Annotated in this window: 11 protein-coding genes; 3 read left to right on the top strand and 8 right to left on the bottom strand. The window is 53.0% G+C overall.

Going from position 1 to position 13319, the window contains the following annotated elements; translation table 11 throughout:
* Positions 1-217: 217 nt before the first annotated feature.
* The 6 genes from DACE_RS17145 to DACE_RS06510 all read right to left on the bottom strand — a co-directional run bounded on the left by DACE_RS17145 (position 218) and on the right by DACE_RS06510 (position 5902).
* Entirely contained in the window at positions 218-2482 is a 2265-nt protein-coding gene (locus tag DACE_RS17145; protein WP_005999515.1) for a sensor domain-containing diguanylate cyclase, read from the bottom strand.
* A 121-nt stretch (positions 2483-2603) separates the two neighbouring features.
* On the bottom strand, positions 2604-3488 hold the full coding sequence (locus tag DACE_RS06530) for a carbon-nitrogen hydrolase (protein WP_005999511.1): 885 nt from the start codon (positions 3486-3488) through the stop codon (positions 2604-2606).
* On the bottom strand, positions 3485-4516 hold the full coding sequence (locus DACE_RS06525; RefSeq protein WP_005999509.1) for an agmatine deiminase family protein: 1032 nt from the start codon (positions 4514-4516) through the stop codon (positions 3485-3487). The genes DACE_RS06530 and DACE_RS06525 overlap by 4 nt, the downstream gene beginning before the upstream one ends.
* Positions 4517-4601: 85 nt before the next feature.
* Positions 4602-5198 carry a DedA family protein gene (locus DACE_RS06520; protein ID WP_050769977.1) on the bottom strand — a complete coding sequence of 199 codons (597 nt, stop codon included), beginning with the start codon at positions 5196-5198 and terminating at the stop codon, positions 4602-4604.
* A gap of 141 nt (positions 5199-5339) precedes the next feature.
* Positions 5340-5576 (bottom strand): selenite/tellurite reduction operon protein ExtJ, encoded by a 237-nt coding sequence (gene extJ, locus DACE_RS06515; protein WP_005999505.1) that lies wholly within the window; start codon positions 5574-5576, stop codon positions 5340-5342.
* A gap of 38 nt (positions 5577-5614) precedes the next feature.
* A complete protein-coding gene (locus tag DACE_RS06510) occupies positions 5615-5902 on the bottom strand; it encodes a cytochrome c3 family protein (protein ID WP_005999503.1) in 288 nt (95 codons plus the stop codon).
* A 244-nt stretch (positions 5903-6146) separates the two neighbouring features.
* Here DACE_RS06510 and DACE_RS06505 point away from each other — a divergent pair, with 244 nt between their 5' ends.
* From DACE_RS06505 to DACE_RS06495, 3 genes are all read left to right on the top strand, one after another.
* Positions 6147-7037: a helix-turn-helix transcriptional regulator gene (locus DACE_RS06505; protein ID WP_162013591.1), complete on the top strand. Its 891-nt coding sequence runs from the start codon at positions 6147-6149 to the stop codon at positions 7035-7037.
* Between the two features lie 148 nt (positions 7038-7185).
* Positions 7186-8154, top strand: a complete 969-nt coding sequence (locus DACE_RS06500) for a polyprenyl synthetase family protein (protein ID WP_005999500.1) — start codon at positions 7186-7188, stop codon at positions 8152-8154.
* Between the two features lie 156 nt (positions 8155-8310).
* Complete coding sequence (locus DACE_RS06495; RefSeq protein WP_005999498.1) at positions 8311-8538, top strand: hypothetical protein; 228 nt, start codon at positions 8311-8313, stop codon at positions 8536-8538.
* Between the two features lie 96 nt (positions 8539-8634).
* On the opposite strand, the gene DACE_RS06490 is transcribed toward DACE_RS06495, so the two are convergent.
* Positions 8635-11442 carry an Rne/Rng family ribonuclease gene (locus DACE_RS06490; RefSeq protein WP_040366401.1) on the bottom strand — a complete coding sequence of 936 codons (2808 nt, stop codon included), beginning with the start codon at positions 11440-11442 and terminating at the stop codon, positions 8635-8637.
* A 599-nt stretch (positions 11443-12041) separates the two neighbouring features.
* Complete coding sequence (locus DACE_RS06485; protein WP_005999492.1) at positions 12042-13172, bottom strand: AAA family ATPase; 1131 nt, start codon at positions 13170-13172, stop codon at positions 12042-12044.
* Between the last annotated feature and the right edge of the window lie 147 nt (positions 13173-13319).

Here is a 13319-nt window from a genome sequence, read left to right as displayed (position 1 = left end):
ACATTCAACGCACTGTCGATCATCGCTGGACATTTAAGTGGTGAAAACTGTTCAAATTTTTCTTTGATAAACTTTGGTGTGAAAAGCTGTCCGTGGTTTTTTCACCTGTGGTTGTGAAACTCAGTTTTTTCAAAACCTCGCAAAATCGCCGGGTTGTCCAAGAACCCGACGAGTTCCGTGCATTCTTCAAGAGTGCCTTTTCTATGCTGTAAGCGGTTTAAACGGTAGGGGGGGGGAGCTTGTCCTGAGATGGCATGGCGAAACGGTAGCCATTTTTACCACTGCTTTTGACCGTATACATAGCGCTATCTGCTTGTTTTATCAGTGCTTTCGAGGTGTATCCATGCGTCGGGTAGAGCGCGATGCCGACACTGGCCTGAACCTGCAGAAGGTATCCCTCAAATTCCATGGGTTGGTTGACGGTTTCAATGACTTTGCAGGCGATGTTTTCGACATCGTCAACAGACTTGATTTCAGTCAGTAGCAGCAGGAACTCATCGCCGCCGATTCGGGCAACGGTGTCGGATTTGCGGACGCAATTGAGCAGGTGGTTGGCAACGGTTTGCAAAACAAAATCGCCGGCATCATGGCCGTGTTGGTCATTGATGGCCTTGAACCCATCAAGGTCAAAAAACATCACCGCGAACTGTTCATGCTTACGGTGGGCGCTTTCCAGGGCAACATTGATCCGATCACGCACCAGGCGCAGGCTGGGCAGGCCGGTTAAGGCATCGTGATTGGCCAAGTGGCGGATGCGTGCTTCCGCCTGTTTTTGTTCGGAAATATCGGTGTGAGTGCCGAACATTCGCAAGGGGGCGCCATCATTGGTCCACACCGAGACCTTGCCGCGATCAAGAATCCACACCCAGTGTCCGTTTTTGTGTTTCAGACGGATTTCACACTGGTAATAGGGGTCACGCCCGGAAAAATGGCGTTTCAAGGCGCGGTACGCTTTTTTTAAATCCTCCGGGTGGCAGAATCTCTCCCAGGTTTTGATTGACGCCGGAGTCAGCTCATCCAGTTGATAACCCAGGTTTTCCGCCCAGCGGCTGTTGAAGACGGTTTCACCGGTCTGAACATTCCACTCCCAGGTGCCGACATGGGTGCCTTCGAGAATGAAGGCCAATCGCTGGCGCTCTTTCGCCAGAGCTTCGACAGCTTTTTTCTGTTGAACGACACTGCCGATCCGGTCAGCGATTTCGTTGATAAGGTAGCGTTCCTCCTGCGTGAACGGGCCTTCGTCAAATTCGGCAAATTGTTTGGAGTAGAAAACCTCGACCTTGCCCCGCGTTCTTCCGTTGGTCTGAATGGTGGATTCCAGTTTCCAGCTGCTCTCGTGAAAGTCACTGGTGGTAAAGGTCATTTCGTCAAAAGCGACACGTGCTGTTGTGTATTCGGGGTGTTGCCATGCTGGAGGCAGACACTCGATGGCTTGAAAGAGAAATTGTTCAACGTTTTTTCCGGTTGATTCCGACAGTCGTGACAGACTGTACAGACAATGAAGCGCTTTAACTCGTTCTCCAATATCGTTAAGCAACATCTCCCGCTCTGCTTCAATCTGTTGGCGTTGCTCAATTTCCAGTTCAAGCATGTTTTGATTGCGGTTGCCGGTATGTACTGCCGAAGAGGTCTTTTGCAGCAGGTAAATGATGAGGACCAGGCCGCAGATCAGGGTCAAGCCGAAGAGAAAAACCAGTTCGGGGAGCAGAGTGTGGCTGGCGGTGAGATAGAGCGTAGTCGGGCGGCTTTGTACCACAAACAGATGGTTGCGAACGGTTAACTCTTTGGCGTATTGCAGTTCATCTGGCCGCTGCTGCCAATCGGGCGCTTTATAAATCTGTTTGCTGTCCATCAGGATGCAGGATTTAAAGTAGCGCGGCGTGGTACGTGTTGTGAGAAGGGATTCTACCCACGAGCTGGTTCGAAAGACCGCCAGTAGAAATCCATCAAAACGGTTGTCGACGGTGATGGGGAGGTAAACCAGAAAACCGATGCCTCCCTGGACCAGCTCCACCGGCATCGAAAGGGTTGGCGCCTGTTGATGTTGTGCTTTTTTCAGTGCTGTGCGGCGGACCTCTTCCAGGGCCAGGTTAAGGTTGATGGCCTGTTCATTGCCCTGTTGCGGAACCACCCAGCGGACGATAAAATTGGGATCAACCCATTCCAGAGCCTGATAACCGGGGTGATCGCTAAGATAACTGTCGGCATCAAGAAAAAATTCCTGACGTGTCATCCCACCCCGTTGCTGCCAGCGGTAAACGAACCGTTGCAATGAGCGGATGCGATTGTTCAGGTCGACATCAATCAGGTTCAGAACCGTTTCCGCTTCAGCGGCAATGGCCTGTTGTCGTGCCCGGGCTTCCCGCTTTTCCAACGCCTGCCATAAGGAAAAGACCGCCAGACACAACACCACGGCAAAGGCATAGGGGATCCATCGTCCTTTGATCGCGTAGGGTTCGCCAAGGGTAGGGGGGCGGCTCATAGTGACCTCGTTGCTGGAGCTGGATTAACCTTTCTAACAGCGTAGCCGACAAAGTCCCCTTTCGCAATCTACTGAGATCAATAGAAAAAAGAATTCCTTCATTGGTTTTTAGAGGCGAGGATTAATCGCGAAACCGTTTGGTCAGGTCACCGTAAGCATCGATACGGCGATCCCGTAAAAACGGCCAGATGCGCCGGACCTGCTCGCTGCGTTGCAGATCCAGGTCGTGAATCAGCACGGCTTCCCGGTCACTGTGCGCCTGAACAAGAATTTCTCCCTGGGGGCCGGCAATAAAACTGCTCCCCCAGAACTGTGCTCCGGCGCTGTTCCCTGTCGGGTCGGCTTCAAAACCAACTCGGTTGACACTGATAACCGGCAGACCATTGGCCACGGCGTGCCCTCGTTGCACTGTCAACCAGGCCTCGCGTTGCCGCTGCTGCTCCTCTGGCGTATCCTGTGGATCCCAACCGATTGCCGTCGGATAGATCAGCATGTCACAGCCGGCAAGAGCCATCAGACGGGCTGCTTCCGGATACCACTGGTCCCAACACACCAGCACTCCCAAAGTTCCGACACTGGTGGGAATCGGTGTGAACCCCAGATCTCCTGGAGTGAAATAAAATTTCTCATTGTAGCCGGGATCATCAGGGATATGCATTTTTCGATAGATTCCGGCAAGTTGTCCGTTGCTTTCAAAAACTACCGCCGTGTTGTGATAGAGGCCGGCAGCGCGCCGTTCAAATAAGCTGCACACCAAGACGACTTCCAGCTCTTTGGCCAGTTCTTTGAAATAGTCACTGCCGGGGCCGGGAATCGGCTCGGCCAGTTCAAAGTAATCACAAGTCTGATGCTGGCAAAAGTACGGTCCGTTGTGAAGTTCCTGCAGAACGATCAATTCCGCGCCCTGACTGGCTGCCTGGCGGATGGCCGTGGTGAGGTGGTCGCGGGTTTGTTCGGCGCTCGGTTGGCAGGCTTGCTGAATCAGGGCGATGCGACGGGTACTCATGACAAGGTTCCTTTCGGCAGTTGCATGGTCAAACAGTGCAGTGAGCCGTGCTGCAGGATCACGGCCGAGCAATCGATGGCGATCAGTTCATGGCCCGGAAACGCCAGCCTCAGCACTTCAAGTGCTTTTTGGTCAGCCGGATCGTTGTAAACCGGGACCAGTAGCGCTTTGTTGATCACCAGAAAGTTGGCATAGGTTGCCGGCAGTCGTTCTCCCGAGGCATCGTAAACCGCTTGGGGCCACGGCAGTGGCAGCAAGCGAAATGGAGCTCCGTCCAGCGTGGTAAAGGACTGCAACTGCTGCTCCATTTTTTTCAATGCCGGGTAATGTTCATCGTCCGGGTCATCACACTGAACGTAAACGATGGTGTGTTCCGGACACAAACGGGCCAATGTATCGATGTGGGAATCGGTATCATCCCCGGCCAGATAACCATGATCGAGCCACAAGGTTTTTTGGATGCCGAACTGCTGATGAAAAAACTGTTCGATGTCGTGTTTTTTCAGATGGGGGTTGCGGTTAGCACTGAGCAGACAGGTGCTGGTGGTCAGCAGAACGCCGTTGCCGTCAGATTCGATACTGCCCCCCTCAAGAATCAATGGCTGGAGGTGGGTTGGCGCGGTGAATGCAGCCAGCTCCACGAGCTTCCGGGTGATCTGATTGTCGTGATCCGCCGGGAATTTCAGACCCCAGCCGTTAAAACCAAAATCGTAAAGCCACGGCTGTTGCTGTTTGAAAACGGTGATGGGTCCAAAGTCCCGACTCCAGGTATCATTGGTTGCAACGGCATAACACTGGACGCGCTGCAGGGCGATGTCGGCCTGCTGCAACGTGGTAATGGTTTCCGATGGCTGCGGTGTGACGATAATGACCTGTTCAAAACGGCTGATGTGTCGAACCAGTTCAATGAAGACCGGAACGATCTGTTCCAAATGGTCCGCCCAGTCGCTGTGTGGTGTCGGCCAGGACAGCAAGACACCGTCCTGTGCTTCCCATTCCGCCGGCAGGCGGGGTGCAGTTGTGCTCATGGCGATTTCTCCCTTTGTGATGGGGGAAATTATGCCATGATTTTATGGTGAAAAAAAGCGCGATAGGGTGTTTGGCGATGCTTTGTCAGCGGTTTTTATTGCGCTGATGGCGCCATACCAGAAGGGCAACGACAACCACGGCCCCGAGGCAGAGTAAGACCTCAACAGAGAGCCGTTCTGGAAGTTGTTGCCAGGATTTTATCCCCAGATAGCCGAGCCCCGGATAACTGAGACCCCACAGCAGTGCTGCAACAACGCTGTAACCGATAAGATTGCGGATCGGAAACCGGACAGAACCGGCGACAAAGGGGACCAGCCCGCGCAGAGGGCCGAAAAAACGGGCCAGAAACAGACTCTTGCCACCATGGGCTGCGAAAAAAATCTGTGCCCGCTTCAGCAGCGGCCTGCTGCGTTGTGGAAAAAAGGAGTGGACCAGGCGCGGGCCGAGTCGGCCGCCGAGCAGATAACTGATCAGATCACCGACAAAAGCGCCTGCCGCCGCGCAGAGGCAACTCGCCATGAAATTCGCGTGACCGGCTGCGGCAATCGCACCGATGGAGACACACAGCACGCTGCCGGGCACGGCCAACCCAACCAGGGCGATCCCTTCAGCCGTTGCAATCACGGTGATCAGCAGATAATACCAGGGGGTTGCTGTCACACTGGTTAACAGGTGTTCCAACCAAATCTCCATTCTTTACTGGTAGCGTAATTTGGTGCCGGGGTAAATCAAAAAATGGTTGTGATATACGAGCTATTTACACACGGTTCAAATGGGATGGGAATCGCCGGGCAGCGCAAAAGTGCCCGGCGATTTGATGATTTAACAGCCGGTGAGCATATCGTTGCCGGCTGCTGGAGCCTCAACGGCTTTTTTGGTGATCTCCAAGGTGGCACTGTCACCGGCGGATACCTTTTTCGCTTCCGAACGGCTGACTTCGATGGTGATTTTGTCGCCACGAACTTTGGTGACGGTTCCGGTAATCTGTTGGGCCAGGGCTGTGGTGGCCAGGGCGGCAACAAGGCTTAACGCAAGAACAAGATACAGAGTTTTTTTCATGATCATCTCCTTTGTCGGGCATTTAAAGAAAGGCTGGATTATTTTTTATGACACTGACTGCAGGATTTCGGCGCGGCCTTATTGCCTTTTTTCTGCTCTTTTTTGTGACAGTCCAGACATAGGGCGTGCCCCTCTTTTTTGCCGGTGATGGCAATCTTCTGCGGTGGCTGAGTGGTATGGCAGGAACTGCACTCCATCTTTTCACCATGCATCTTATGGTTAAAGGTGACGGTTCCTTTCCCCGTGTACTCGTAGGTGTCTGCGGCCAGGGCGGATGTTGCGAGCAGGGCCATGAACAGAACGGACAACAGCAGTTTCGTTTTCATTGTGGTACCTCCTTGTCAAATGGGAATGTGGTGTGAAACTGTGACTACCGTTTTAGCGACCTTTTGCGCGAAGTGCATTAGATGTCGATCGGTATACCGTACGATGTCGATATGGATTGTCCTGATTTCGGTAGGTTATGGCGATTGCTTTCAGGTGGTCTGGTGTTGTTTCGTTGCCCTTTTTTTTGCTATCTGCTACCCTCACAGCACTATGATGGCAGAAAAAAATCAGAAAAACGATGGCATGATTCAGATTGATGGTGCGGCAATCCGTCAAGCACGTGAAGACCAGTCTCTGACGCAGCTTTATGTGGCAAAGATGGTTGGCGTGACTACGGATACCATCTCCCGGTGGGAGAATAATCGCTATCCGACCATCAAGCGTCCCAATGCTGAGAAGCTGGCGGAGGCCTTGGAAGTGCCTCTGGATCAGATTCTGTGGCAGGAAGAAGAGGTGCCTCAGCCGCAAACACGTTCCTGGGGCCTATCTCGTCGTTGGCTCATCGTGGTTTTGTCTCTGTGTCTGCTGGTCGTCGGGCTGACTGTGTGGCTGTGGCCGCAACCACCGATTGTCGCCGAACGGGTTTTACCCAGTTATGCCGCACCCGGTGCGGTTTTCCCTGTGCAACTGCGTTTTAGCAGTGGAACGATTCGTGGCGTGGTGCGTGAACAATTGCCGCAAGGTTGGCGGTTTGTCTCCTCGGTGCCGTTACCGGACAGCGTAGATGAGGAAACGGGGTTGGTCCGTTGGATCGTGCAATTGGAGGATCAGCCACTGACCATCTATTATCTGGTACAGGTCGATCCGCAGGCTAAGTTAACAACCATGATGCGTTTTAACGGTGAACTTGTGGCGCACACCGCAAGCCAGCGCAGCCGGTTTGAGTTGATTGGAGCCGATCAACTTGTGATTCAGCATATCCATTGGGCAGACCTTAATGCGGATCTGATGATCGACGATGATGAGATGCTTGATGCCTCCTATCTCAGCGAAAATATGCCGGGGATGGCTCTCGATCTTGATGCTGTTGAAGCGATGTGGATTGAAGATCACTACTATTGGGATACGCAGATGCAGCGCTTTCAGCCCGGCTCTCAAGCGGTTTTGCCGGCTCAGAAAACATCAGCCCCCTGATATCCCAAAGGCAGAGCTGTTTTATAGATGCCAATCCTGTCAGATTGTTTATACTGCCGGACGTTGAAATGGTTATGAAACCGCAAGGTGTTTCCAACAGGGGAAGGAAGAGAGCCAGCGGTCCCATCAAGTAAGTAGGTAGTTATTCATGGAACGTGTGCTGCAAATGCTCGAGGAGGAGATGGCACTGGTTGAACAGCAGTTCAGGCAGGACCTCGACTCTGAAGTTACCCTGATTCGCAAGGTCGGGGAATATGTTCTGGCCAGTGGTGGTAAACGGATGCGCCCTATGCTGGTGCTTCTCTGCGCCCGGCTTGCCGCCTATCAGGGTGAGTCCCATATTGGCGTTGCCAGCGTTGTCGAATTTATCCATACCGCAACATTGCTGCATGATGATGTGGTCGACAGTGCCGATTTGCGTCGAGGCGCAGCCTCCGCCAACAATGTCTGGGGCAATGAGGCATCTGTTCTTGTCGGTGATTTTCTCTTTTCAAAATCCTTCTCCATTATGGTGCGTACCGGAAGCCTGCCGATTCTTCAAGCATTATCCGATGCGACGACCAATATGGCCGAAGGCGAGGTGCTGCAACTGATCAGTACCTGCGATCTTGACTTGAGTGAAGAACGTTATATGCAGGTGGTGCGTGATAAGACCGCCGTACTGATAGCTGCGGCGTGCCGGTGTGGTGGAATCCTCGGCGGGGTTTCCGCTGAGCAGGAGCAGGCGCTGCAGGAGTTCGGAATGGAACTGGGCATTGCCTTCCAGTTTATGGATGACGCCCTTGATTATGTTGCGGATCAGGCCGAGTTTGGCAAAGCCTGTGGTCATGACCTTGAAGAGGGGAAAATGACTTTGCCGCTGATCGAGACTCTGCGCCATTGCAGTCGGGATGAGCGCGACCGGGTTGAGCAGATCGTGGAGAAAGATCAGCTCAGTGATGAAGATCTTGAAAAAGTCATCGCGTTGATCCACCAATATGATGGGATCGATTATACGCGTAAACGCGCAAAACAATTAGTTGAATCCGCGAAACAACGATTAGCGGCTTTTGAGGACGGTGAAGCGAAACAGGCCCTCGAAATTCTTGCCGATTATGTGGTCAGCCGCAGCAAATAAAAATTTCCGTAAAATCGCTGTTTTTTAATCGTTAAATGCCTCTGTTTTTGTTTTCACTAACAGAGGCATTGCTGTTTTTGGCCGGTCTCAGAGTTGGAATGCTATCTGCATAGACAAGATTATACTTGTCACCTTTCAGCGGAGAGTATTCAGTCTATGCCTGTTGAAGAACTTGTTCATAAAAGCTCTTTCGATTTTTCAGATCGCAGCTATACCATTTGTATTTACCGGCGAGCGGATGGTTTTACCGCCATGACTGAGTTCAGTCCGGAAGATATGATCATCAATGATGGTGGAGATATTCAGTCTTTGTTGGAGAAACATCGTCGTCTGTTGCCGTTGGCGATTATTTCCCGGCAGATGAGGCCTGAGAAAGACAAATAATAACGATTGTCGGACGGCCATTCACAATGAAAAAAAACACCGTGGCAGGTTCTCCTGCCACGGTGTTTTTTTATGTTCACGACCTCTTAAAAATGGTCAGACGTCGGTTTCAGGTGCCGGTTCGACCTTTTTTTTGCGCGGAGCGCGGCGTTTGGGTTTCTCTTCACCCTCTTCCGCAGCTTTTTCCGTGCTCTTTTTGCTCCGAGCCGTTTTCTTAGGTGTTTCTTCCTCTGCCGCTTTTTCTGTGGTGGTTTTTCTTGTCGTACGGCGTCGTGTTGGCTTTTTCTCCGCCGTCTCGCCCGTCTCAGCGGTTTTTTCTGTGTCGTTCACAGCTTTTTTAGTCGTTGTTGTACGACGGCGCGTTGTTTTTTTCTTTGGAGTTTCCTCTGCGCCTTCAGCAGTGGTTTCAGCCGGTTGCTCGGTTGTTGTCTCTGCAGCTTTTTCCGTGGCTTTTTTTGCTGTGGTCCGGCGACGGCGAACAGGTTTCTTCTCCGGCTTGTCAGCAGTGTCATCCGTCTGTGTTGATTCGGGCTCTGTGGTTTGCGAGGAGGGCGCTGCCTTTGTCGTGGTTTTGCGCCGGGTGGTTCGCTTCGCTGGAGCAGCCTTCTTTTCACTGGCTTCCGTACTTTTCTTGTCCGTCTCCGTCGCTGCTTCAGCCGTTGTTGTGGTGTCTGCCGTGGTTGTTTTGCGGGTGGCCCGACGGCGTCGAGGCGCTGGCTTTGTCTCTTCAGTCACTTCAGTCGTGGCGTTTTCCGTCTTCGCTTCAGTGGCGGCGCTTGTTGCTGCTGGTTTGCGACGGGGAGCCCTGCGTTTTGGTTTTTCCTCGTCTTTCGCGTCTGACTCTGCAGGTTCACTGGCCGTTGATACCGTGGGTTGAGAACTCCCGGCAGCCGCATTCTCCTCAGATGAGGGTTGTTCTGTTTGCTCGTCTTGTTTGGCCGGAGCTTTTTTACGGGCAGGCCGCCTGCGCGCAGGCTTACGTGGTGCCTTGGCCTTGTCCGTCTCCTCTGAATTTTCGCCACTTTTGGGTGTGTTTTCTTGCGGTTCAGGCTCAGAAGATTTTTCGGCAATAGGCGGCTGCTCAGGTTGAGAGGGTGCCTCGGACTGTTGGGGAGCTTGCGTTTGTGCCGCTTTATCCTGATCCTGGTCCGCATCTGATTGGGATACGTCTGCCGCAGTTTCGTCGTTGGTTTCTTCGCTTCGTCTGTTGCGGTCGTTGCGACGGCGGTTGGAACGGCGACGACGGCGTGACGACTTGCGCGGTGCCTCTTCGTCTTTTTCTTCCTTCTGAGCGTTTTCCTGATCTCCCTGCTCGGCGCTGGATGCGTCGGGCAGCACAACTTCGATGTTGGCACGTTCTGACAGGTCCGTGTCAACCAGCGGTCCCTGATCGTTACGATTTTCCTGGCGTTGTTCGCGTGATTGCTTAACGAATTCGATGTCAACCTGCTCCGGAAGATACCCCGGATCGCCCTTGATTTCGATGATCAATTTGTAGCGTTGTTCGAGGTCGTATAGCTCGCGGCGCTTGTTGTTAAGCAGATAGTTGGCTGTGTCCAGAGCCGCCGTGCACACAACCGCTTCGATATGGCCTTTGGCTGTACCGGCCTGGATGCGGCGAAGCAGGGCGATGGAGCGGCTTTCATCGCTGCGGATGCGGCCACTGCCCTGACAGTGGGGGCACATATTGTAGCTGCCCTCTCCAAGGTTGGCTTTGATCCGCTGACGGCTCATTTCCAACAGGCCAAACTGGTGACTGATGCGGCCAACGGTGACGCGGGCTTTGTCAATTTTTAGCGCGTTTTTCAGGGCTTTTTCCACTTCGCGGGCATTGCGACGCTGGCGCATGTCGATAAAGTCAATGACAATCAGGCCGCCCATGTCGCGCAGGCGCAGTTGACGGGCAACTTCAATAGCGGCCTCAAGGTTAACGCGATGAGCTGTGGCTTCAACATCCTGTTCGCCGCCCATTTTTCCGGAGTTGACATCAATGGCAACCAGAGCTTCGGTCTGGTCGAGGACAATGGAGCCGCCGGAGGGCAGGTTCACCGTATTGCTCGACAGATGGGAGATCTGTTCCTCGATCTGATAACGGGCAAAAATTGGTCGCCGCTCCTGGTGCAGTTTGACTAACGGCATGTATTCGGGCATCACCGCCTTGAAAAAATCGCGAGCCTCTTGGAACACCTCACGGTCATCAATAAGTACTTCGTCGATTTCAGGCGAGAAATAATCGCGAATCGATCGCAGGACCAGGTTGGACTCCTGATAGATCAACGCCGGAGCTTTGGCTTTTTCACTGTGACTGACAATACTGTTGTAGGTATTGAGCAGATAATCGAAATCGCGTTTGAGTTCTTCAGGAGGTTGGTCAATGGCGGCGGTGCGGATGATGTACCCCATGTTGTCGGGCAGTTCGAGGCTTGACAACGTGTTCTTGATCTCTTTACGCACATGATCGTTGTCGATCTTGCGCGAAATCCCCCGCGATGAGCTTTGCGGAATCAGGACCATGTAACGTCCGGGCAGGGAGACTTCCGTGGTCAGAGCTGCGCCCTTGGTTCCTCGCTCTTCCTTAACAACTTGAACCAGAATCTGCTGGCCGCGTTTGAGGATTTCGGTAATGGGCGGTCGACGGTTGCTTTGACCTTCGTCATCGCGTTTGGGGTAAAGAGAGGGGTGGATTTCGCCGATTTGCAGAAAGCCGGGGCGTTGTGCGCCGTAATCGATAAACGCGGCCTGCAGACCTTGTTCGACTCGGATCACTTCCCCTTTGTAGATGTTCCCTTTGGTTTGCTGGTGACCAGCGCTTTCGATATCCAGTTCGGTGAGGATACCGTCTTCAACAATCGCGACCCGATCCTCTTCAGGAAGGGTTGCGTTGATCAACATTTTTTTACTCATGCATGACCTTTTAAATGCATTGTTCGTGGCGAACAATGTGGGGGACGTCATTGGCTGGAGTCGTCCCGCATTAACTGATAGCGGTTTTCCGGAAAATCACGGAAAACCTACCGGCTCTGCACGTATGTGCGCCCATTGGGCCGCAGCGTGTCTTGTCGGTGTGGAATACGATAGCCGTGTTGGTACGGCAGGCGTTCCCAATTAAGGAACGCGTTACACTTTTTCCGGCGTTACACCGTGGGGATCGTCGTGCGTTTCAGGCGCCATGAACTGTCACTGTCCAACGTGAAGGCTACAGGGATCTCAACCGCATTGTGGTCGGATATATAACGCAGTGCATGGTCCTCGCCAACTGATCGTCCAGTTGTGTGGCGTAAAGAACCGGGGTAAACGTCTTGGAGCATTGTGGCACGGCCCAGAGGGCGTCTCCGTGAAACCACTGTCCATTGCTCTACTTGGTGCAGTACTATACCAGATCGGTGATGTTTGTCACCGTAATAAACGGAATGTGTTCGGGAAATGTGAGATTTTAGATAAAAAATGCCCCCGACCGGAGGAGCCGAGTCGGGGGCCAAGGACAACATGAGATGGTTGTTCGGTTACGCCAGGGCGACGGCTTTGCGACGACCTTTAGCCGGGTGCAGGCAGCGGTCGATGGTGGCAAAGTCCAACTCTGTTTCCGACAGAGTGCGGATCAGACGGATTTTCTCGTCGTCCTGCGCGGTGATTTTTGAGACATCGTCTTTGACGGTGGCAAAGGTTTCCGCCGTGGTTCCGGGGATGCGGACATAGGGGATGCCACTGTCGTCAAGGATCTGTTTGGTGATTCGGGACATCTCCGTGCTGCCGGGGATCACCAGTCCGGCCAGTTTCTTTCGGTATTCCGGCAGATGATAAAGCGACGACAGCATGACCAGAAGTTCATCGCGACTGCTGGTAACAATCAACAGTGTTGATTCCTCAAGCAGGTCGGCGACCCTTTGTGATGAGGCGGCGCCAAGCTGAACCGTGTTAATGATGCGGTTGTATTGCTCCTGATCTCCGTGCAGCGGTGTTTTCAATAGTTGCGAAATCCGGCCGAGTGTCGGGTTGGCCAGGATTGGTGAATAATTAAAGCCGCCGGCAACATGCAAAGGCTGATCAGCAAAGGCGTTGCGCAGGTACGCAAGGTTCTCCTCCCGCTTTTCTGTGATCAGCTTGTTGGCTAACAGCAGACGGACATCGGCACCTTCCCGTTCGAACAGGGCCAGGTTCAGGGTGACATGGTCAATGACGTTGCCAATGCCCCCTCCGGAAACCATCACCACCGGTGCATCGAGCATGCGTGCCACCTGAGCATTGTTCAGGCCGACAACCGAACCGACGCCACCGTGTCCCGCTCCTTCGATAATGACAAAATCGCAACGTTCTTCCAACGTCTGCGCCGCCTGAAGAATCTGGTCGCGCATGGCTTCGGCGCACAGTTTACCCTGCAGCACCTGCTTGGTTGTCCCTTGTTGCACCACCACCGGTGACATGCAATCAAGATCGTCGTGCAGATCATAGATTTCCGCTGTCAGTGCTGCGTCTTTATCCATCATGCGGCCCTGATACATGATCGGTTTGGGCCCCAAAGGCTTGATAAACCCGACCCGGCGGTACTGTTTGCGCGCTAGATGCATCAATGACAGACTGATGGTTGTTTTTCCGCAGTGCTGACCGGTCGCGGCAATGAAAATCTTTTTGCACATAGATGGAGGGTCCCCCTGTTGATGTCTCTCGCAGGTTTTTTTTGAAAGGTCCCTGGATAGGACTTTTCAACAGCCTGTCGGAGAGGATTGCAAGGGAGCTGCCAATCTTTGCCGAGTCGTTGAGTTGTTTTTATTATTCTATGAAAT

The organism is Desulfuromonas acetoxidans DSM 684 (assembly GCF_000167355.1).
Taxonomy (GTDB): domain Bacteria; phylum Desulfobacterota; class Desulfuromonadia; order Desulfuromonadales; family Desulfuromonadaceae; genus Desulfuromonas; species Desulfuromonas acetoxidans.
This window is presented reverse-complemented; position numbering and strand designations above follow the sequence as displayed.

Excerpts from the sequence above, each read along its gene's own strand:
- DACE_RS06490 (WP_040366401.1), bottom strand. The coding sequence starts at position 11,442 with ATGAGTAAAAAAATGTTGATCAACGCAACCCTTCCTGAAGAGGATCGG.
- DACE_RS06505 (WP_162013591.1), top strand. The coding sequence starts at position 6,147 with ATGATTCAGATTGATGGTGCGGCAATCCGTCAAGCACGTGAAGACCAG.
- DACE_RS06485 (WP_005999492.1), bottom strand. The coding sequence starts at position 13,172 with ATGTGCAAAAAGATTTTCATTGCCGCGACCGGTCAGCACTGCGGAAAA.
- DACE_RS06495 (WP_005999498.1), top strand. The coding sequence starts at position 8,311 with ATGCCTGTTGAAGAACTTGTTCATAAAAGCTCTTTCGATTTTTCAGAT.
- DACE_RS06525 (WP_005999509.1), bottom strand. The coding sequence starts at position 4,516 with ATGAGCACAACTGCACCCCGCCTGCCGGCGGAATGGGAAGCACAGGAC.
- DACE_RS06530 (WP_005999511.1), bottom strand. The coding sequence starts at position 3,488 with ATGAGTACCCGTCGCATCGCCCTGATTCAGCAAGCCTGCCAACCGAGC.
- extJ (WP_005999505.1), bottom strand. The coding sequence starts at position 5,576 with ATGAAAAAAACTCTGTATCTTGTTCTTGCGTTAAGCCTTGTTGCCGCC.
- DACE_RS06510 (WP_005999503.1), bottom strand. The coding sequence starts at position 5,902 with ATGAAAACGAAACTGCTGTTGTCCGTTCTGTTCATGGCCCTGCTCGCA.
- DACE_RS17145 (WP_005999515.1), bottom strand. The coding sequence starts at position 2,482 with ATGAGCCGCCCCCCTACCCTTGGCGAACCCTACGCGATCAAAGGACGA.
- DACE_RS06500 (WP_005999500.1), top strand. The coding sequence starts at position 7,186 with ATGGAACGTGTGCTGCAAATGCTCGAGGAGGAGATGGCACTGGTTGAA.